Source organism: Vibrio sp. 5S239 (assembly GCF_041439575.1).
Taxonomy (GTDB): Bacteria; Pseudomonadota; Gammaproteobacteria; order Enterobacterales; family Vibrionaceae; genus Vibrio; species Vibrio kanaloae.
On record NZ_JBGOOM010000007.1, the window covers coordinates 153,653 to 172,823 of the forward strand.

General features: G+C 43.7%; 19 protein-coding genes. 6 read left to right on the forward strand and 13 right to left on the reverse strand.

All coding sequences use genetic code 11. The annotated features are described in order from the left end of the window. Nucleotides 1-121: 121 nt before the first annotated feature. Nucleotides 122-1,303, reverse strand: coding sequence for an alpha-hydroxyketone-type quorum-sensing autoinducer synthase (gene cqsA / locus ACED48_RS08215; protein ID WP_017057453.1), 1,182 nt, complete (start codon nt 1,301-1,303; stop codon nt 122-124). 803 nt (nt 1,304-2,106) lie between these two features. Here cqsA and ihfA point away from each other — a divergent pair. Beyond that, nucleotides 2,107-2,403, forward strand: a complete 297-nt coding sequence (ihfA, locus tag ACED48_RS08220) for an integration host factor subunit alpha (protein ID WP_004734853.1) — start codon at nt 2,107-2,109, stop codon at nt 2,401-2,403. Between the two features lie 111 nt (nt 2,404-2,514). Here the strand turns inward: ihfA and ACED48_RS08225 are convergent, their stop codons facing one another. Continuing rightward, nucleotides 2,515-3,291 carry a RelA/SpoT domain-containing protein gene (locus ACED48_RS08225; RefSeq protein WP_017057452.1) on the reverse strand — a complete coding sequence of 259 codons (777 nt, stop codon included), beginning with the start codon at nt 3,289-3,291 and terminating at the stop codon, nt 2,515-2,517. 324 nt (nt 3,292-3,615) lie between these two features. Here ACED48_RS08225 and ACED48_RS08230 point away from each other — a divergent pair, with 324 nt between their 5' ends. Next, complete coding sequence (locus tag ACED48_RS08230; protein ID WP_017057451.1) at nt 3,616-4,269, forward strand: thiopurine S-methyltransferase; 654 nt, start codon at nt 3,616-3,618, stop codon at nt 4,267-4,269. Nucleotides 4,270-4,398: 129 nt separating this feature from the next. Here the strand turns inward: ACED48_RS08230 and purT are convergent, their stop codons facing one another. From purT to ACED48_RS08265, 7 genes are all read right to left on the reverse strand, one after another. Then, the gene (purT, locus tag ACED48_RS08235) at nt 4,399-5,574 is read right to left on the reverse strand and encodes a formate-dependent phosphoribosylglycinamide formyltransferase (RefSeq protein WP_017057450.1); all 1,176 of its coding nucleotides are present in this window, start codon (nt 5,572-5,574) and stop codon (nt 4,399-4,401) included. Nucleotides 5,575-5,742: 168 nt separating this feature from the next. Next, nucleotides 5,743-6,630, reverse strand: a complete 888-nt coding sequence (gene cdd, locus ACED48_RS08240) for a cytidine deaminase (RefSeq protein ID WP_017057449.1) — start codon at nt 6,628-6,630, stop codon at nt 5,743-5,745. A gap of 316 nt (nt 6,631-6,946) precedes the next feature. Continuing rightward, nucleotides 6,947-7,624, reverse strand: a complete 678-nt coding sequence (locus ACED48_RS08245) for an LrgB family protein (protein ID WP_017057448.1) — start codon at nt 7,622-7,624, stop codon at nt 6,947-6,949. Between the two features lie 2 nt (nt 7,625-7,626). Beyond that, complete coding sequence (locus ACED48_RS08250; RefSeq protein WP_017057447.1) at nt 7,627-7,998, reverse strand: CidA/LrgA family protein; 372 nt, start codon at nt 7,996-7,998, stop codon at nt 7,627-7,629. Between the two features lie 25 nt (nt 7,999-8,023). Then, entirely contained in the window at nt 8,024-9,448 is a 1,425-nt protein-coding gene (gene sbcB, locus ACED48_RS08255; RefSeq protein WP_017057446.1) for an exodeoxyribonuclease I, read from the reverse strand. A gap of 207 nt (nt 9,449-9,655) precedes the next feature. Then, on the reverse strand, nt 9,656-10,504 hold the full coding sequence (locus ACED48_RS08260; RefSeq protein WP_017057445.1) for a sterol desaturase family protein: 849 nt from the start codon (nt 10,502-10,504) through the stop codon (nt 9,656-9,658). Nucleotides 10,505-10,558: 54 nt separating this feature from the next. Continuing rightward, nucleotides 10,559-11,572 carry a DUF2804 domain-containing protein gene (locus ACED48_RS08265; protein WP_017057444.1) on the reverse strand — a complete coding sequence of 338 codons (1,014 nt, stop codon included), beginning with the start codon at nt 11,570-11,572 and terminating at the stop codon, nt 10,559-10,561. Between the two features lie 147 nt (nt 11,573-11,719). On the opposite strand from ACED48_RS08265, the gene ACED48_RS08270 reads away from it, so the two are divergent. Beyond that, nucleotides 11,720-12,754, forward strand: coding sequence for an AraC family transcriptional regulator (locus tag ACED48_RS08270; protein WP_017057443.1), 1,035 nt, complete (start codon nt 11,720-11,722; stop codon nt 12,752-12,754). A gap of 4 nt (nt 12,755-12,758) precedes the next feature. Here the strand turns inward: ACED48_RS08270 and ACED48_RS08275 are convergent, their stop codons facing one another. Together ACED48_RS08275 and ACED48_RS08280 are read right to left on the reverse strand one after the other, a co-directional pair. Beyond that, nucleotides 12,759-13,688 (reverse strand): hypothetical protein, encoded by a 930-nt coding sequence (locus ACED48_RS08275; RefSeq protein ID WP_029627137.1) that lies wholly within the window; start codon nt 13,686-13,688, stop codon nt 12,759-12,761. A gap of 39 nt (nt 13,689-13,727) precedes the next feature. Then, nucleotides 13,728-15,062: a sphingomyelin phosphodiesterase gene (locus tag ACED48_RS08280; protein WP_017057441.1), complete on the reverse strand. Its 1,335-nt coding sequence runs from the start codon at nt 15,060-15,062 to the stop codon at nt 13,728-13,730. A 365-nt stretch (nt 15,063-15,427) separates the two neighbouring features. On the opposite strand from ACED48_RS08280, the gene ACED48_RS08285 reads away from it, so the two are divergent. Next, nucleotides 15,428-15,949 carry a DUF2058 domain-containing protein gene (locus ACED48_RS08285; RefSeq protein ID WP_017057440.1) on the forward strand — a complete coding sequence of 174 codons (522 nt, stop codon included), beginning with the start codon at nt 15,428-15,430 and terminating at the stop codon, nt 15,947-15,949. A gap of 128 nt (nt 15,950-16,077) precedes the next feature. Here ACED48_RS08285 and ACED48_RS08290 read toward each other — a convergent pair whose 3' ends face one another. Together ACED48_RS08290 and ACED48_RS08295 are read right to left on the reverse strand one after the other, a co-directional pair. Next, nucleotides 16,078-16,299: a hypothetical protein gene (locus tag ACED48_RS08290; RefSeq protein WP_017057439.1), complete on the reverse strand. Its 222-nt coding sequence runs from the start codon at nt 16,297-16,299 to the stop codon at nt 16,078-16,080. A 332-nt stretch (nt 16,300-16,631) separates the two neighbouring features. Beyond that, nucleotides 16,632-17,522 (reverse strand): LysR family transcriptional regulator, encoded by an 891-nt coding sequence (locus ACED48_RS08295; protein WP_017057438.1) that lies wholly within the window; start codon nt 17,520-17,522, stop codon nt 16,632-16,634. 132 nt (nt 17,523-17,654) lie between these two features. Between ACED48_RS08295 and ACED48_RS08300 the strand changes: the two genes are divergently transcribed. Both ACED48_RS08300 and ACED48_RS08305 read left to right on the forward strand, forming a co-directional pair. Beyond that, a complete protein-coding gene (locus tag ACED48_RS08300) occupies nt 17,655-18,665 on the forward strand; it encodes an aldo/keto reductase family oxidoreductase (protein WP_017057437.1) in 1,011 nt (336 codons plus the stop codon). A 9-nt stretch (nt 18,666-18,674) separates the two neighbouring features. Continuing rightward, complete coding sequence (locus ACED48_RS08305; RefSeq protein ID WP_017057436.1) at nt 18,675-19,067, forward strand: heme-binding protein; 393 nt, start codon at nt 18,675-18,677, stop codon at nt 19,065-19,067. Nucleotides 19,068-19,171: the final 104 nt, after the last annotated feature.

Genomic DNA, 19,171 nt, shown 5'->3' on the forward strand with positions numbered 1-19,171 from the left:
CTGTTTTTCATACATAACAAGCGACAAGAAAGAGCTCAGTTAAATGCTGGGCTCTTTTATATTGCGACATGGTAGAGTGCGTTTCGTTCAATCGTCTTTATTGATTACATGAACGGTATTATTAAATGAACTCTAACTCAGGGTGATGAAATGCTTCATCGCATACCCTGAGAACGTGGTCTATATCTTGCGAAGTCATGTCAGCATTCACTGAGAAGCGGATGATGTTCTTGTTTTTTCCAGTTGCAGGGCGACAAAATACAGCACCAAACACATTCCGCTCTTCGAGAAAGTCACGCACATGCTCCGTGTTTCTTTCGCTACCGCATTCTAAGGCCACGATTTGTGACTCGCTACGAATGTTAAAGCCTATTTGTTTTAGGCCTGTTGTGAGCGTTTTGACTCGTTTGAATAAGGTGTCTCGCTTATCATCAGAGTTTTTGATTACCTCTAACGTTTTTTCTAAGCGAATGACTTCTTGTGGCAGCACGGTAGAGCTGAAAATCGCTGGGTAAGCGACAAATGGAAGGGTCTCTGACAGCCGTTTAGGTCCAAGAATGGCACCGGCACGATAAGCGAATGTCTTGGCTAAACTCACGGTAATAAAATCCACTTTGTTAGTCAGCCCTAAAGATTGAACCAAACCCGCCCCATTTTTACCATGAGTACCTAACGAGTGCGACTCATCAACGACCAAAGCACAGTCAAACTCTTGCGCCATTTCGTAGATGTCGCGTAGTGGGGCAATAGTGCCAATGGTGCTATAAACAGAGTCGACCACAATCACGCCTGATCCATTACGTTGGATCTGTTTACGCAGATGATTCATGTTGTTGTGCATAAACGGGTAAGCATGAGCTCCAGCAGCACGAATTCCTTCCCATAGGGACATGTGTGCAAAGAAATCGATATACACCGGAGTATTAGGTGGGCAGATAGTTTGCAACAGCCCAATATTAGCAGCCCAACCAGATTGGGACAGCAAACAGGTTTCCATCCCGACATAGGCTGCGAGTTCGGTTTCAAACGCTGGCTTAGATTGTTCATCTTGCAAAAATATGGCAGACATCACTACATTATCATCGTGCTTTGAGATCGCATCCCTATGTGCTTTTTGGATGTTCACGTTATGCGATAGTGATAGGTAGTCATTACTCTGCATAACCACGGCGTTCGACTTGGGGCGTTTCCCTAATACCAAGTGCCTTTGGTTTTTGTTTGGGGTAATGAGGTCTTGAACATAAAAGTTCAAGCGTTCTTCGATAAAGGAAGGTAATGGTTTATTTCCAAATTTATTACTCATAATAAGTTCTCTTCGAATACAGGAAAACGCCAGCGCTGACGGATATATACTTAGAAAAAATAAATGAGCTGTCATTGGCCGAGTTGCATAATTTAGCGCCCCCTTGCAAACTCAGCATTTCAGGGTTTTAAGGTAAGTGTTTTTCCTTACAGTCCCGGGGAACTACGCTCGTTGTAATGAGCATAATAGTCAGTGTTTTTATGACAAAAAGCGATGAACAACTTGGTGACTTAATAGTCATAAGCAAAGGACATAAAATCAAAAATTCAGTTTGAACATTGATGGGTAATTCCGATTAAGTCGTCTAATTAATGCTTTACTTCCCCTTCGATCGAATAACCAATATTGATACGTAAGCAATGGTTGTAAAGTTCTAGATTGTTGAACGAATAAAATACTGAGGTGATATTAATCTCATATTAGAAGGTGGTTATTTATTGTGCTTTGTTGAGTTTGATATCAAATCAAGTGGCTGATTTAATTAGATATACGATAAAAGTCTCAGAAGTTAACATTTAGAAAACTAAAGTATTAAATTCCGTTGTTTTTGTTTTTGGTAGGTTTAAGTTCTGCTGTGATTGTCGGGAGGAGAGCATTTTTAGCCATATGTGTGAGTTTCGAAGTGGGTTATCTTGCTGATTAGAAAGAATAAACCAATTGTTCAAATAAAAAAGTTGGCGAAAATCAGAAGCTTGGCATACACTTTCCTTGTAAATGACCTTATCTCTTTGATTGAATAGGGTAAATGCTTTGGCGCTACTGGTGATGGTAGCAATGTATAACATAGCTTTGAGGAAAGTTTTATGGCACTCACGAAGGCCGATTTGGCTGAGAACCTGTTTGAAACACTCGGATACAGCAAGCGGGATGCCAAGGAAACGGTTGAAGTGTTTTTCGAGGAAGTTCGTAAAGCACTTGAAAATGGCGAACAGGTAAAACTGTCAGGTTTTGGTAACTTTGATCTTCGCGAAAAAAACGAGCGACCAGGTCGTAACCCGAAAACTGGTGAAGACATTCCAATTTCTGCTCGACGTGTTGTTACTTTTAGACCGGGACAAAAACTAAAGGCCCGAGTCGAGAATATTAAAATCGAAAAGTAGCCAAGCAATAGACCACGCCAAGCGTGGTCTTTTTGTATCTAGAACAAAGAAAAATAAAGGGCTGTGACTTCAGCCCTTATTAGTATCTATTAGATTACAGTTGTAGACGCGTTATGCCGCTTTGATGTGAGTTGTGATATACGGTTGCCATGCTTGTTGGTAAAGCTCTAGAGACTGGCGTCTTAAGCTATTGATTTGTGCAGCTTCGATGTCATTCATCGGGCGTTTTTCTGCAATCGCGTGACGCTCAATACCTTGGATGATTTCATATAGTTCATGCTCAGGGCCGCTTTTCACATCAGCAATTGCTTTTAGGTGAAGCTGAACTTCAGCAATGATGTTGGTTTTAGGTAAACGAACCAACAAGTTAAGGTCACGGTAGCCAGAGTCAGCAGGAGACTTAAACTTGTTTTTCAATTTCACTACGTCCGCTTCACGGCTTAGCGATTCGTACACTTCAACCAAACTCTCTACGTCGTTTGCGATGATCGTTGCACGAGCTAGGTCGGTAATTCTTGTTACATCGCCATCAAGCTCAAGGTCAATCTTTTCTTGTGCGCGAGATTGAGATTTAACGCCTGCGAATAGGGCTTCTGAGTTAGTGAGTAGGGCGGTACTTTTACAGATAGTTTCTAGCTCAGCTTGTGCTTGGTGAGCTTTGCTGTAAAGAATGTCAAAGTCAGTGTAAGGCTGAGTCGGACGCGAGTCGAATGCTTTAATGCCGTATAGGCCACTTAGGCTATGGCGGAATACGTTAGATGAAACTTGATTTTGCGCAGGTGTGCGCGATTGATCAGTTGAACTCGTTGAAACAGGTGCTGCTGCGAATGCAGGCGCTCGGCTCAATACTAGAAGCATTAGGGCCGTCGTACGGAGAAATACACTCATTCAAACTCCAAAATACAAGGTTACAAAAACGGATAGTCTAAAGGGGTAACCAGTAACGCATAAGAGTGAAAACAGCCTAACTAAACTCACTATATATTAAATGGGGCTAGTTGAGGTAGAAACCAACTCTAACGTTTAATATTGCTTTAAAATGTGAACATATAGACAAATAATTCAAGCATTTGCCCCTTCTGTTTAAGAATGTTGAACTCAGTCAGTGTTTAATTTTTAGCGAGTCTAACTGGCAATTTTAAACCAAGCGAAGGTTGCTCTTACTTCTCTATACTGTACCCTTGCAGTATGACTGTTTAACATGAACGAAAGATGAATAATCCTGAATTTTGGCACAATAAATGGGCAGCCAACCAAATTGGTTTCCACCTTGAAGATGTAAATCCACTTCTGATTGAATTTTGGGAAAAAACTAACCCTAATTACGAGAAGAGTGTGTTTGTTCCACTTTGTGGTAAAAGCGAAGATCTGATCTGGTTAGCGTCTAAGCATGAAGAGGTTCAAGGGGTTGAATTAAGCCAGATTGCGGTTCGCGCATTTTTCTCAGAGCACTTTTACACACCGACTGTGACTCAAATTAATGGCCAGCATGAGCTCTACCAGTTCGACGAACTGAGTGTTTACACGGGTGATTACTTCACAGCGCCAATTCAGCCTGTTGACATTATTTATGATCGCGCTTCTTTAGTGGCTCTGCCTGCTGAGATGCGAGTGCAGTATGTAGAGCGTTTGAAACAACTATTGAAGCCGGGTGGTAAGATTCTTCTGGTGACTCTGGATTATGATCAAAACGAGATGGCAGGGCCTCCGTTTAGCGTACCTAAACTAGAAATCGATCAGTTGTTCGCGGGATACAAAATCACATTGTTGAATCAAGATATTGCAGACGATGAACATCCTAAGATTGCTAAGAAAGGCTTGTCGCGTTTCTGTGAAGAAGTGTATTTGATTGAGTCAGACGCTTAATTTCAATGGGCTTTCAAGCGAAAAGAGCGCTCAAATAAAAAGATAACACCAACAAAAAGACAGGCTCGATAGCCCGTCTTTTTTATTGTTCAGATTTGAACTCGTGATTGTTCAGAATTGAATAGCGGGTTAATAAATCACTTTTACTTTAGCAGCGCTTTTAATGGCATCTTCGATTGCTGTTTCTGTGCTGTTACGACGAGTTAACGCCACACCAAGACGACGACGACCATCAATGTCAGGCTTACCAAACAGACGAACTTGTGTTTGTGGTGCGTCTAGCACTTCTGCAAGGCCTTCAAAGCGGATATTCGTTGAAGTGCCTTGCCCTAGGACAACCGCAGAGGCACAAGGACCATACTGAGTGATTGTTTTGATCGGCAAACCAGTAAAGGCACGAACGTGCAATGCAAACTCTGATGAGTCTTGAGACATTAATGTCACTAAGCCAGTATCGTGTGGGCGAGGGGATACTTCGTTGAAGATAACGTGATCGCCTTTAACGAACAGTTCAACACCGAAGATACCGTGACCGCCTAGTGCGTTAACCACTTGTTCTGCTGTGTATTGCGCCGCTTTCAAGGCATTGTCTGACATCACTTGTGGTTGCCATGATTCACGGTAATCACCGTCTTCTTGGCGGTGACCGATAGGCGCACAGAAGTGTACACCATCAACAGCGCGAACGGTTAACAGAGTGATCTCATAATCAAAGTCGATGAAGCCTTCAACAATCACACGACCTGCGCCAGTACGACCACCTTCTTGTGCGTAGCCCCAAGATTTCTGGATGTCTTCTTCAGTTCTGATAATGCTTTGGCCTTTGCCTGAAGAACTCATTACAGGCTTAACAACACAAGGCATACCCACGAATTCAACAGCAGCGGCGAAGTCTTCGAAGGTGTCTGCAAAGCGGTAAGGTGAAGTGCTCAGTTTTAGCTCTTCAGCTGCAAGACGACGGATACCTTCTCGGTTCATTGTCATTTTCGTCGCATTAGCCGTTGGAACAACATTCAAGCCTTGTGCTTCTAGCTCTACCAATTTGCTGGTGGCAATAGCTTCTATTTCTGGAACCACATAATCTGGTTTTTCGAGTTCAATGACTGCTTGCAGTGCATCGCCATCTAACATGTCTAATACATGGCTACGATGTGCAATTTGCATTGCGGGTGCATTAGCGTAACGGTCACATGCAATAACTTCCAAACCTAAACGTTGGCACTCGATAGCAACTTCTTTGCCGAGTTCACCTGAACCTAATAGAAGTACACGAGTAGCATTTTCACGAGTAGCAGTACCAAACATAGATATTCCTTCCGACCTTATGAACGATTGATTGAAAACGGGGTGATCATACTGATTTACATGACAAAAGCAAACGTTTGCTTTTGTTGTTCCGTTCATTACAGGCATAAAAAAAGCAGCTCCGAAAAGTAGGGCTGCTTATTTAAAAATATTGTTAACCAGATGTACTTAGATTGCTAAGTAAGTCACTGGAATATCGGGGTTAATTGCTTCTAACGTAGACTGAGTATCGGCTAGGTGACTGATGCTACCATCAGCAATCTCAACTAAGGCAGCGTTTTCAATTTGTTCGAAATCGAAGCCAGCCATCTTAAGTTGAACCAAGGCGACTTGTAGCGGCGGTAGGCTTGGGTTGAATGCCGCGTTTTCTGCGTAAGCACCGGTGAACATCTCACCCGTTGTCAGTTGTAGTGAAACACCACTTAGGTTCTTAGTGTAAGGTGCGTGGCTGCGGTTTAACGCTTCTAAGGCACGGACGACAAGCGGGGTCGTTTCACCCGACTGATATTCATGATTCAGTTTAGCCATTAATCCCGTTGTGATGCCTAGATCTGCTGGACCGAATGAATCTGGCAGGTATTCTTGCAGTGACATTTCATCGCGTTGTGGAAGCTGAACTTTGAGCTCTTTTGCTGTCGTCAGTTCGTTCATGAATTGGCGGCAGTGTCCACAAGGGCTGAAGTTGATTGTGATATCCGAGATACCTTCTTCACCTTTCATCCAAGCATGGCTGATCGCAGATTGCTCAGCGTGTACGGTTTGGCCAAGTTGAGCTCCGGCGATTTCAAGGTTTGCACCAAAATACAAAGTACCAGACAAACCACGCACGATTGCACCAACATAGAAGTTTGAGAGCGGTACGTAAGCATAGGCTGCAGCAAAAGGAAGCAACGCAATACGCAGTTCGTCATCCGCTAATCCACTTGCTTGCAGTAGGCTGGCAAATTGTTCTGGAGAGAATGTTGCGTCAAAGTTGTCTGCTAATACGATGTCGCTTAAAAGTACTTGAATTGAAGAGGGAGCACTTTCCAGCGCCAGGGTAATACGACTGTTCATGTTGAATCCTTAATTGACCTTAGACTTTAATCTTATGCAATGTTCAGGATATTTCTGTGACTATTATCACTATTTCAATTCCATTGTTACATTGTATTGCATAATTAGAGTGAGGTCACAAATGAAATCGATTGCAAGATTGAAAACAACACGTGATATCGCATTTATTGTCCAAAATAAGAAGCCCAAACAGACACTGAAATAAACAGAATACTGCTTGGGCTGATTTGGTCTTGAAAACACTTGTAAGCGATTAAAAGAGCTTGCAAGTGTTGTTTGGTGGAGGCTTATTGCTCGTATCTTGTCATCTGGCTAGTTAAGAATAGAGCCAAACCACGACGGAAAACACGCTAGGGGCAATGATTGAAGTGATAACCCCGCAAAGTACCAATGCCAATGAACTGAATGCGGCATCTTCTTGGTTCTTTTCTGCACAAGTCGCGGTGCCCAACGCGTGAGAAACCGTACCCATGGTTAAACCTCTGGCAACTGGGCTCTTAATGCCAATCAGGTTGTAAATAGGGTAAGCAAAAATCGCCCCGAATAGGCCGACAATCAAGACCAAAATTGCCGCAATGGCTGCTTCACCACCTAAATGGCTCGATACTTCCATCGCGATAGGTGTAGTGACTGATTTACCCAATAAACTCGCAATCAAGCTCAAATCCGCTTTGAAAGCTACAGCAATTAATGAGGTTGTAGTCATCGACATCACACTGCCTAATGTGCAGGCAAAGGTAATAATACGCCAGTTAGCTCTGATTTGAGGTAACTGTTCATACAAAGGGTAAGCAAGTGCAACAACCGCAGGTTGAAGCATGTAAGTAATCCAAGTGTTGTCTGCGTAATAGGCTTCAAAGGGTACTTTGAAGAACATTAGAACTGGGATAATGATGCCAATACTGATTAACAAAGGATTACACAGCGGAGAGTTCACTTTTTGGCTTACCCAACGAGCAAACAGAAATACCACAATAGTCAGTAGAATCCACATGACTATTTACCTCTCGAAAGTAAGCGGTCTAAGAACCAGGATAACGAAACCAAGACGATGAGCGTTCCACCAACGGCACTGGCCATGATTGGCAGTGCATTGGCGATAAGCAATTCGAAGTGATCCATTAACCCAACACTGATTGGAACGAACAACAAGATCATCAAACGAATAATCAAGCTGGCGCCGGGCTGTACCCAGTGCGGAGGGACAATACCAATCACCATGGCGGAAAACAGAATCAACATGCCAAAAATACTACCGGGAATTGAGGTTTCCAAAAATTGCTGTAATGCGTTACCTGCTGTGAGAGCACCAATGATTAAGGTGAAGGAGATTAAGCAGTAAACCAGTTGGATCAATCTTTCTTTCAAAGTGTCATGTCTCTTGATAATGGAATTAGCTAGCTAACTTTTCAACGTACTGATAAACCGCCTTTAAGATCGCCATTTTCTTCTCGTCACTTTCATGTTCGTGCGCGAGATTTTCTAGATTCAGCATGTACTCTTCTAAGCGGCTCTCATAGAACTCACGACAATGGTTCGCCCATTTCAATTGTTCAGATTCGTCGAGCGTCCATGGGAAGTGGCGAGCGCGATAACGGAATAACAAAGGCTTAATTCGTTCGTCACTAAAAGTAATATCTAAAGCCGCCAAGTTGTTCGGGTCTGTTTCACGAATGATGTTCATCGCCGTTTTATCGGCTGGTGAGAAGAAACCATCGTAAAGGTGAGTGTCGACATCGTCACTCTTCTCGTACTCTCTTTCTTGTGAGTACAAACCAATCAATTTTTCACGTATTTCTGGATGTTCGCGTAATAGTGCCAAGTTTTTCAAACATTGCTGACGGTCGATACCAATAGTTTCCGCGTTTTCTGCGGTCAGCGTTTTTGCTGGCGCAAGAATAGGGCACTTGTTTAAATGAACCAATTTGATTGGTACTGGTAACTCGTCTTCAGCAAGTTCAGTGCGCTTAGTATAGAGCCTGTCACGTAAAGCTTCTGAATCTAGGTCAAATAAAGGTGTTGGATCTTTTGCTAAATCCACAACGATAACGGCATTTTGGTTGGTTGGGTGCCAAGCCATAGGCACAATCCAGCTGGTGTAATTACAATCACGGCCGAACATGCCTGATACGTGCATTAGAGGTGTCATGTTTACGATGTCGACTAACTCATTCAATTTACGCTTGTGGCGCATGTTATAGAGGTAATCAAACATCTTAGGTTGTGCGGCTTTTAGCTTTTTCGCTAATTCGATGGTTGCGATAACATCGGCCATCGCATCGTGCGCGTTTTCGTGTTCAATGCCATTTGCCACAGAGAGGTGTTCCAGTTTGAAACTTGGGAAGCCTTCGTCATTCTCTGGCCAAACAATACCTTCAGGGCGAAGTGCATGTACGGCGCGCATCACGTCGAGTAGATCCCAGCGTGAGTTACCGTTTTGCCAACTCCATGCATACGGGTCAATGAAGTTACGGTAACAGGTGTATCTCGTTACTTCGTCATCGAATCGGATGCTGTTGTAGCCAAGGCTTGTGGTGTTTGGCTTAGCAAGTTCGGCATGAATCTTAGCGATAAATTCAGGTTCAGGTAGGCCTTGAGTCATTGCTTTTTGTGGCGTGATACCAGTGATCAATGCCGCCTCAGGTGCAGGCAGGTAATCAGCAGGAGGCTGGCAATAGATAACCAAAGGCTCTCCGATAACATTGAAATCTTGGTCGGTACGAACCCCCGCAAACTGACTTGGACGGTCTTTTGCCGGGCTCACGCCCCATGTTTCGTAATCGAAAAAGAAGTAGGTTGGCTGATTATCTGAACTCATTGAATTTCCTGAACAGCAAGCGGGGGCCGTTTACTGTGGCTAAAGGTTAGTTTTGCTCAGTATCTGACAGGATGTGGTACGCGTGCAACCCAGATCACAAATAAATTGCCGGAAAACGGTGCTTTACTATTCAATTGAGTCGCGTGGGTATGCTTTTGAATCCCGTTGAGACCGTTTCTTAGTCAATACAATCTGTCTATTGTTCGTTTAATCCGACGGTGGGGAGAGTATCAATTTGACTTTCTGTTTCATGGTTAACTCTCGGTTCCTCAAATCTTTGAATATGGCTTTCCACTCTTGAAAGGTTACCGTTATGGGGTTGAAACTCTCTATAGGTTTGGTGACGCCGTAACGAACGGTTTCCACTTCTGGTTCAAAAGTGCCAAATAACTTGTCCCAGATAATAAGCACGCCAGCATAGTTCTTATCGATGTATTGCGGGTTTCTGCCGTGATGAACCCGGTGATGTGATGGCGTGTTGAAGAGGTGTTCCATCGGGCCTAAGCTTCGTATCCACTGGGTATGCACAAAGAACTGCAGTCCAAGGTTAAGCAGCACCACAAACACCACCCATTTAGGATCAAAACCTATGATGACTAGTGGTACCCAAAATAACCACATACCCGCGATTGGGTACATTAAACTCTGACGAAATGCGGTACTGAAATTCATGCGTTCTGAACTGTGATGCGCGACGTGTGCAGCCCACATCCAGCGAACTCGATGGCTTGCTCTGTGAAACCAGTAGTAAAAAAAGTCCTGCAGAACCATTAATACAATGAAACTCGACACACCCATTTCAATATCCATTAAGCGCCAACCAAATAGCCAAAGATAAAGTTGAATGATCAGCAACCCGGTTAATAAATCGGATAGCTGATGCATGCCTGCTAGCGTGAAGTTACACATGACTTCCGATAGCTTGTAACTTGAATTGTCTGGTAATTGGCCTTGCTTCTGACCAATAAAATACTCGGCCAGCATACAGATTCCGAATAGAGGTGCTAATACTAACAGTAGCCATTCCGGGTGATTGATCAATGCGTCGAAATTCATTTCTGGTTCCTATTCGTATACTCGTGTTTGAGAATCAGAGCTGGAGTGTTGCTTCTACCAGCGAGCAAAGTGATCTTCCGTTAGGCCGATTACACTGTCGAGCTCATGGGCTATACCGTCGTTGTCTTTAATTGAGCCAGAAAAGTGACCGATAAACTGACGGAAGTTACTTTTGAGCAGCCATAAGTTGAGCTTTTCGCTGCGGTTATTAAGGGGTGTAAAGGTTAGGTTAATGCGTCCATCTTGTGATGTTATCTGCCAAGGTAAATCCGCATCTTGGCGATTGAACGTAAACTGTACTGAGTTAAGAAGATGTCTGGTTCCATTCACCCACAATACATTTTCGCATCCCCCAGTTTCATTGACACCTGCCGCGAGGTTGAGGCCGATGTCGGCATTATTGGATTGTGTGTTGATGCTGGCCCACCGCCAACTGGTTTCGCGCCTCATGTATCCCGCAGAGAAATCATAGCCAGCACGAGCTTGCTCTAGGGAAATAGGTTGTTGGTTAATCTCAAGGCTGCCTATTACTTTTAACGCGTTATGCTTTTGGGTGTAGGTCCAACCCGAGTAACCCGTTGGGCTACACATCGCTATGGGTAAGCTATTCGTCTCAGGTTCTAAAGTGATCTCGGCCTTGATGTGCTTGGTACTCAAGCTAACTTTCCATTGTCCTCCTGCAATATCAAAGGTGATGCGTTGGTTTGCAATGGACGTTGTACCGTCAAATGGCGAAGTAGCCACCTGTTTATCAAACCCTAACGGCCTTAACCAAGAGCACTCTTCTAGGTGGTTATTTTCGATGTCGTACAGATAACAAAATGCCGAGCCCAAGTAGCGAATATCTGCAATAGCAACACCGATGATGTGTGTCTCGGTAACAATGCTTACAAATTGAAATTGCTTGTAATGGAAGTGCTTCTGCCAAGGGGTTGCTTTTGCATCCATTGTATTTCGGTAGTCAAAGTTATCGATATTCAGTTGTTTAGGGATACCATCAAAATGTCCAATTGTCGGCTGACCATTAAAATCAATCAAACTGTGTGGGGCTGGATTCGTTTTTATCATTGCGATGGTTCACATAAATTTAACAATTGACAGTATTGTGCGACGAGTAACGTAGAATTTGGAGGTCAAATTCGGACAAAAATTGCGGTGAATCACGACTTTGCTACGGCACATTAGTTATGCGCGCGCTCTTATAAGGAGGGACAATTGGAAATTATCGCTGAATACATGCCAACGGAGCATCGCCACCAATTAGGCACATTGGATGTCGCGTTGTTGCTGAATACACTAGCGCAAAGAGGCGCCGACATTGACACGCTGCTTGCTAGTGCTGGGTTAGAAAGCCTAGATTGGCAAAACCCAAATGGGAAGCTGACTTACGCGGATAAACTGTCCATCTTCAGTGTGGCTAACCAAAGCTTTCCACATGATGGTCTGGGTTTATGGTTGGGAGAACATGCTAGCTTGAGCCATTTTGGTGTGTTGGGTTATGCATTGTCGACCAGTCACAACGTAGGCGAAGCTATTAAGTCTGGCTTTAAATACCTGCGATTAAATGGGCCTATATTCTCGGTTAAGCTGATTGTTGATACTGAATACGCGGTAATTCAAATTGAAAACACCTTGGAGGTAGGAGAGTTACTTCCATTCTGTAACGAGTATTTCCTTAGTTCGATTGTTTCGTTGTTCAAGGAGTTAACGGGAGACCAATTAGCCATTCAAACACTCTCTTTCCCTTATGACCAGCCAAGTTACGCCAAGCTTTATGAAGAGCGTTTTCAATGTCCGGTGGTTTTTGGAGACAATTTTTGCGAACTGCGCTTTGGCGCTTCGGTTCTATCAAAAACATTAGCCACGCGTGATACCACAACGCTCAAACGCTACCTTGCTTCTTGTCAGTCGATAGTAGAAACTCTCGATTCAAAGCATTTGCTGACGAGTCAGATCAAAACGATCTTCTATCAAACAGCAGGTAACTTCCCGACTATAGAGCAACTCGCGGTAGAGTTTGGTTGCAGCTCTCGCACACTCAGACGAGAACTGGTCTCTCACAATTCCAACTATCAAACATTACTTACCGAAATCCGAGTTGAGTTAGCCAAAGAACTACTGCTCGGTACAACCATGAACATCGACGATATCGGTGAAAGACTCGGTTATAGTGATCCTGCAAACTTCAGAAGGGCGTTTAAAGGTTGGCTGCACAAAACGCCCACGCAGTTTCGTGACGGCTTAAGTTAAAGCGTTACTTGCTAAAAAACTGCTCCCGGAAATCGGTGACTTGCTGTTGATAGTAACTGTCCCATTCTTGTTGAGTCCAAGCTGCATAATTTGATGAGCGTTGAGAGTCTAAGGTCGCTTTGAGCTGATCAAGCTGCTCGTTATAAGCCCTCACAGCCTGGTGTTGTTGCGTCATTTGCTGTTCGCGCACGGCAATATTATCGGCTTGTGCTTCATCTAAATATGTCTCTTGAAGTTTTGACTTGATAGTCGCTAACTCGCTAGAGCTGTAGCTGTTCGGTAGCAAGGAGACCGCAAGTTCGTATTTTTGAGACGGAGTCTCTACGTTTAATGTTTCTGTTTCATTCTCCCATTCAGCGATCAGCTCTTGGTAGTGCAACACAAAATCAGTCGCTTCAACTTCCTTAAGTGTGCTTGCACTGAGCGTAAAGTCCAAATGCGTAAATTGATCAGCAAATATCTGGTGGGCTAGCTCTCCCCAAACCTGTTCTGCAGACTGCTTAAACAGCTCAACACGCTCTTCCAGAGAGTCGATGGATTCGAGTGGAATCGCGCTTTCTGCTACTTGCCAGTCGGCAGAAAGTTGTGGGTAGTCGCTCAATAACTTCAGCCATTTTTCTGGTAAGTCAAATTTCAACTGGGCGAGTTGTTCAGTGCAGTTATCAGCTTGTTGGCAAAGTCTCCAAAATTCATCGAGTTGATTCACCAGCGCCTTACCTTCAAGTTCAGTTAAGTTCTCTGCATACGCTTTTTCGTGTGGTTTTTTCGCTTGGATTTGTGTACCTCGCGAAGCTGAATTGGATATGGGACGATTGTCATCAGTCGTTTTAGAAACGTGCTGTTTTGCTTCTGTGTGTTGGGAAGAAGAGAGCGGCGTTTCAGTCGATTTTGATGACCATGAATAGCCAACAATGCTCGTCACAACGACGAGCATTAGGATTAATATAACTCGATGCATCATCTGTTCACCGCATTACTTGATGACAGCACTAACAGGGAAGTGATCTGAAAGGTTGTAGTGCTTCCATAATTCACTGCTGGTCGAGCGAGGAATATCAACGCGGTTATTGTTGTGAGCTTTTTGCGCGTACTCTGAACTCACCACCACGTAATCCAAGTATTCAACATTCTCCCCACCAGACATAGGCTCGCCAGCAAAGTTATTGATGCGAGGATCAAAGGTTGAAGCGGTATAACCTGAATATTCTGGCTCAACGGCTTGCAGGTTAGCGAACATCTGTTGGTAGTCACCTGGGAACTTAAGCTTGTTCACGTTGAAATCACCGCTGTAAATCACCGTTTCTGATGTTGGTATCTCCAGTGACTGTGCAAGCTCTCGCATCTGTCTAAACTGGCGCTGTCGGTAATCACGAGCCGTGTCCGTATCGAACGAAGCAGTATGAGTGCCGAACACATGGTAGGCCTGACCGTTCTTAATGATCTCAGCGTAATTCACGCCTTTATCCGCGAAACAATCCGTTCCCGTGCAATCCGGGAAAACGTATTGTGCTTCATTAACAATTGGATAGCGGCTAACGATGATCACGCCACCGTCGTAGATGTTGATACCATCTTTGTCGAGCATTTTGGTTTGGTAAGGATACTCTTTCGCGAGTTCACGCAAAAACTCGCCTCGTCCGTTGGCGAAGACTTCTTGAAGCGCCAACACGTCGTAGCCTTTAACATATTGAGGGATGAGATCGTAACGGTCACCAATGTGAGAAGCGATAGCGGGTAGGGCCCAAATATTGTAGGTCATGACTTTCAGCGTGTTGGCGTCTGGCTCTGGCTGTTCGTCCAATTTCTGCGGGGTGATGGTGTAGTAAATATCATCGTAGCGAGCGGTTGAGTCAGCTTTGAGCGCCAGTTCTGTGTTTTCGTAAAAAGCATCGGTCGAACGACGGTGAATGTTGCGGTCATCGTGCAGTGCTAAACCAATGTCGGCCGCACTCAAACCATGTTGTAATGATGAGTTATACCAATGCCCCTCCATGGTTTGATTCAGTGTGACTGTTTCTCCAATGGAATTTGAAACCACAGTGTCAAACTCATACGTTTCCCCAGATTTTACGCCAGTCCAACGATTGAAACTGATCAATTTTTTGGTCTCCCAAGGCCCTATTTGTTCGACATGCTGTTGCCACTCGCTACCGAGTTCAAGTAAGTCTGTACCACTGTGACGAGCTTGAATGGTCATGATTTGATTGGTGTTGTTGGTGAGGTACACATCTGTATCTGCCATTGCGGACGTCGAGGCGATTGATGTTGATGCCATTAGTGCAGCTAACCAAGTCCATTGAGCTTTCATGTGTTACGTTATCCTTACTGATTGATGTTTAGAATAACGTAGTCAAAACTTATGACATTGGAGTGATAACTCTAGGCGTTTGTTCAAATATGAGAGATATGCCAAACTTCTGTTTGTTAATTTTATTGATTGAAATTGAGTATGGTAATCAGATGTAGATATGTGTCTATGGTTCGTTTCTTACCGTATGATATTTGTATGATCAATGATCGGCGGTCTTGATCTAGACGGAGGGTGTATAATGCGGTTTGGACTGCGATATAGAAGTGTGTGAGTGATAGGCGTATATTTTGCTATTGTTCAGTAAACAGAAACCATAAAAACAGGTATGATAGTGCCGTTTTTAATCCTTAACTGGGAAAGTCATGGCAAAGTTAACACTCCAAGAACAGATGCTTAAAGCTGGCTTGGTAAATGAGAAAAAATTAAAGAAGGCGAAGAAAGGTTCTAAAAAATCTCGCGTTCAAGCTCGTGAAGCAAAAGCGGCAGCAGAAGAAACGAAACTGGCGCAGCAAACGAAAGACAAAGAGTTAAACCAACAGTTGAAAGAACAGCAACTGAGCAAAGAGATTAAAGCTCAGGTAAAGCAACTGATTGAGATGAACAAGATCGAACAAAAAGATGGTGATATTAAATACAACTTCACTGACGGTACTTTGGTCAAATACTTATACGTAGAAGAGCTGACTCAAAAGCAACTAAGTAAAGGTATCCTGAGTATTGCTCGTCAAGGCGAAAGTTATGTTGTGATTCCCACATCGGTAGCGAACAAGATTGCGATGCGTGATGAAGAATCTATTGTTGATACTCAAACCGCAAGCTCTGATGAAATGGATGAAGATGACCCGTATAAAGACTTCGTTATCCCTGATGATCTAATGTGGTAATCCGTTTTGCCTAGCTCCATTTTAATGGTTAGCTAAGTTTACAGGATCTAAGAATGCAGCGAACAATCACTCGATTGGCGCTGCATTTTTTTTGGCGCGAAATGACTTCTACAAATCCTGAATAACGCTTAGTGTTCTGAAATGCCGTAAACAAGGCTATCATTGGCACTTGCATGATCGATAAAATCGGTATTAGCGCGCTGTTCGTGTTGGTCGTAGCCATCGAAGTAACAGTCGCCAATTTCATTGCGCGGGCAAACGTGAATGTGGTCTTTGATGACCAGTTCGGTAGAACAACATGGGCAGTGTTTTACATGTCCAGTGAGTACCGTAGATCGATTTGGTTTCATACATCCTCCTGATAGGCACTGTAATCTGATTACCTATTTGCACCCTCTAAGTTATGCAAATTAGTGTGTCGTTATGATTTCATTTTTAAGTCAGTGAAAATGATTCAGAGAATGAATGCCTAGGCATTAATATAAATGTAATAAGACCAAGACCATATAAGGTGAACTAAGTCTAGCGAAGCCATAACGGGCCTGAAATATTGTCCGTTTAATCCAAGGGAGATACAGGTACAAGCCATAATAAGAAAAGGTGTTGTGGTAGGCAGAAACAAAAATGCAGCAAACAACCTTTCAATTGTTGCTGAATTTGTGATGCTTCATTCGGTTTCTTGTCAGCTGGTTAAACTCAAACCATCAAAGTAAGCCTGAACAAATTTAACGAACACTTGGTGTTTCTTTGCTGGATAAATAACTTGCGGATAGAAGAGATAAATACTGTTGCCTTGTTGTAGGCACTCCTCAGGCAGCACTCGCTCTAACTCTCCAAGATCGACTTCTTTCGCAACGTAGTAACTTGCGATACGGATGATGCCACTACCTGCCATAGCTTGTTGCTTAAGTAAGTGGTTGTCATTACTTGAAAGCCAGCCGGACACATCAATATTTGCCGATTTTAAAGGCCACTCGGTTTGGTGCAGCGTTGCTAAGCATTGATGATCACTTAAGTCACTCACATTGGTAGGGCGACCAAATTGATTAAGATAATCGGGAGTTGCGACTAAATCATGCTGATAGCTAATCAAGTGTTTCGCCACCATGTTGTCAGGTGGCGTATTAGTGGCACGAAACGCAATATCGATATCATCTTGGTTGAGATTAAAGTTGGTGTAGCTACTGTTTATCTCGAAGCGGATTTCTGGATAGTGTTGCCTAAACTGTTGGCAGATATCGAATAGATATACCTCAGTAAACATCTTTGGCGCGGTGAGGCGTAATAGACCTTTTACGATGTCATGTTGCTCTGAAACGCTGTGTTCAAGCAGTAAGACTTGAGAGCGAATCGTTAAGCCTTGTTGTAACGCACGTTCGCCTTCTTGGGTTAAACGAACACTGCGCGTGGTTCTGACCAAAAGCGGGCACTGTAAATCGTTCTCTAAACGTTTGATCTGCTCAGAAAGGTAGCTCTTAGAGATACCGAGCTTTTCGGCTGCCTTGGTAAAGTTGAGTTGCTGAGCAAGTTCTACAAACAGGATCAGTCGTTCTATTCTTTTGTGTTCGTTCATTCGCGCATTCCTACCAATCTATTGTTCGTCATATCAAACAATCATTTCGTAACTAGCATATTCTGTTTTTTAAAAAGAACAATATGATAGAGGCATATTTCTGGTCAGCAAATCTTCTAAGTGAGAATCGATATGACGAACAGCATTGAATCTACAAATAAAACGAATGCCCAAAAGAGTATTCCATTATCAAATTATCTGCCGAATGTTGGGCAAGTTGCCTATGGCTGCATGGGGTTAGGTGGTGGCTGGAATGATAATCCAGTGACGAGTGCGGATGTGGCTCAAACACGTAGCGTAATTGACACAGCACTAGAGTCGGGAATTAACCTATTTGACCATGCTGATATCTATACCTTCAGCAAAGCTGAGCAAGCCTTTGGTCAAGCATTACAACAAGCGCCTGAACTGCGAGAGCAGATGTTCATTCAATCTAAGTGTGGGATTCGTTTTGAAGGCGAGGGCAATGTTGGTCGTTATGATTTCTCGGCTGATTGGGTAGGCCAATCGGTAGAGGGCATTCTCAACCGTTTGAACACTGAAAAGCTTGATGTGCTGTTATTACATCGCCCCGATCCTTTGATGGAACTCGATGAGCTGGCAAGAACGTTAGAGCACTTAAAAGCGCAAGGTAAGGTCGATTTCTTTGGTGTGTCGAACATGAACAGCCATCAAATTCAGTACCTGCAATCTGCACTTGGGCAGCCCATTGTCGCGAATCAAGTTGAGATGAGCTTGGCCAAACTGGATTGGTTGAACGATGGGGTGATGATTAACTCGCAAGGGCACCATCAATCAGACTTCGCCGCAGGCACGCTAGAGCATTGCCAAATGAATAACATCCAACTGCAAGCTTGGGGTTGTTTGGCACAAGGCCGATTTGCTGAGCAAGGTTTGTATTCAGAACATGAGAATGTGAAAAAGACAGCGCACTATGTGGCTCAGTTAGCGAACCAATATGACGTAGAAAGTGAAGCGATTGTGTTAGCATTTTTGCTTCGTCACCCTGCTCGTATCCAACCTGTAATTGGCACCACAAATCTAGAGCGAATCAAAGCTTCGGCAATCGCGACTCAGATAAACCTGTCGCGTGAAGAGTGGTACAACCTATACGTGTACTCACGTGGTCAAGCTCTGCCATAAGGAATGAATATGTTGAATCAAAAGATCGCACAACAACTGGTGTCTAATGCTCTCGACATTGCTGAGCGTAATCAACAAGCAATCGCGGTGAGCGTGTGTGATACGCATGGTGAATTACTGGCGTTTATTCGCATGGATAATGTGAGTGTTCAAGCCGGATTGTTAGCACAGAACAAAGCTTATACGTCTGCAAGAGACAGGCAGCCAAGTGGTAACTTAGGTGCTTGGGCGAGAGAAACTGGTAAAGACTTAAGTTACTGGACCGACTCAAAGATCACTGGCTTTAAAGGTGGTGTTCCTATTGAGTTAAAGGGGCAGGTGATTGGTGCTATTGGTATCAGCGGATTGAGTGAAGATGACGATGAAGCACTTGCCGAAAAAGTGATTCAACGTGTGCTCTAAGTGCTGTTGCTTGTGAAGTAATGGAAGTTAGAAGTAACAGATAATAAAAAACCGATGCATGTGCATCGGTTTTTTGTTTAACGAGACTCAAGTGCTTGAATCAA

What these genes read in the sequence shown, in the direction of transcription:
- cqsA (WP_017057453.1), bottom strand. Translation starts at nt 1,303, where the DNA reads ATGAGTAATAAATTTGGAAATAAACCATTACCTTCCTTTATCGAAGAA.
- ihfA (WP_004734853.1), top strand. Translation starts at nt 2,107, where the DNA reads ATGGCACTCACGAAGGCCGATTTGGCTGAGAACCTGTTTGAAACACTC.
- ACED48_RS08225 (WP_017057452.1), bottom strand. Translation starts at nt 3,291, where the DNA reads ATGAGTGTATTTCTCCGTACGACGGCCCTAATGCTTCTAGTATTGAGC.
- ACED48_RS08230 (WP_017057451.1), top strand. Translation starts at nt 3,616, where the DNA reads ATGAATAATCCTGAATTTTGGCACAATAAATGGGCAGCCAACCAAATT.
- purT (WP_017057450.1), bottom strand. Translation starts at nt 5,574, where the DNA reads ATGTTTGGTACTGCTACTCGTGAAAATGCTACTCGTGTACTTCTATTA.
- cdd (WP_017057449.1), bottom strand. Translation starts at nt 6,630, where the DNA reads ATGAACAGTCGTATTACCCTGGCGCTGGAAAGTGCTCCCTCTTCAATT.
- ACED48_RS08245 (WP_017057448.1), bottom strand. Translation starts at nt 7,624, where the DNA reads ATGTGGATTCTACTGACTATTGTGGTATTTCTGTTTGCTCGTTGGGTA.
- sbcB (WP_017057446.1), bottom strand. Translation starts at nt 9,448, where the DNA reads ATGAGTTCAGATAATCAGCCAACCTACTTCTTTTTCGATTACGAAACA.
- ACED48_RS08260 (WP_017057445.1), bottom strand. Translation starts at nt 10,504, where the DNA reads ATGAATTTCGACGCATTGATCAATCACCCGGAATGGCTACTGTTAGTA.
- ACED48_RS08265 (WP_017057444.1), bottom strand. Translation starts at nt 11,572, where the DNA reads ATGATAAAAACGAATCCAGCCCCACACAGTTTGATTGATTTTAATGGT.
- ACED48_RS08275 (WP_029627137.1), bottom strand. Translation starts at nt 13,688, where the DNA reads ATGCTCGTCGTTGTGACGAGCATTGTTGGCTATTCATGGTCATCAAAA.
- ACED48_RS08280 (WP_017057441.1), bottom strand. Translation starts at nt 15,062, where the DNA reads ATGAAAGCTCAATGGACTTGGTTAGCTGCACTAATGGCATCAACATCA.
- ACED48_RS08285 (WP_017057440.1), top strand. Translation starts at nt 15,428, where the DNA reads ATGGCAAAGTTAACACTCCAAGAACAGATGCTTAAAGCTGGCTTGGTA.
- ACED48_RS08290 (WP_017057439.1), bottom strand. Translation starts at nt 16,299, where the DNA reads ATGAAACCAAATCGATCTACGGTACTCACTGGACATGTAAAACACTGC.
- ACED48_RS08295 (WP_017057438.1), bottom strand. Translation starts at nt 17,522, where the DNA reads ATGAACGAACACAAAAGAATAGAACGACTGATCCTGTTTGTAGAACTT.
- ACED48_RS08300 (WP_017057437.1), top strand. Translation starts at nt 17,655, where the DNA reads ATGACGAACAGCATTGAATCTACAAATAAAACGAATGCCCAAAAGAGT.
- ACED48_RS08305 (WP_017057436.1), top strand. Translation starts at nt 18,675, where the DNA reads ATGTTGAATCAAAAGATCGCACAACAACTGGTGTCTAATGCTCTCGAC.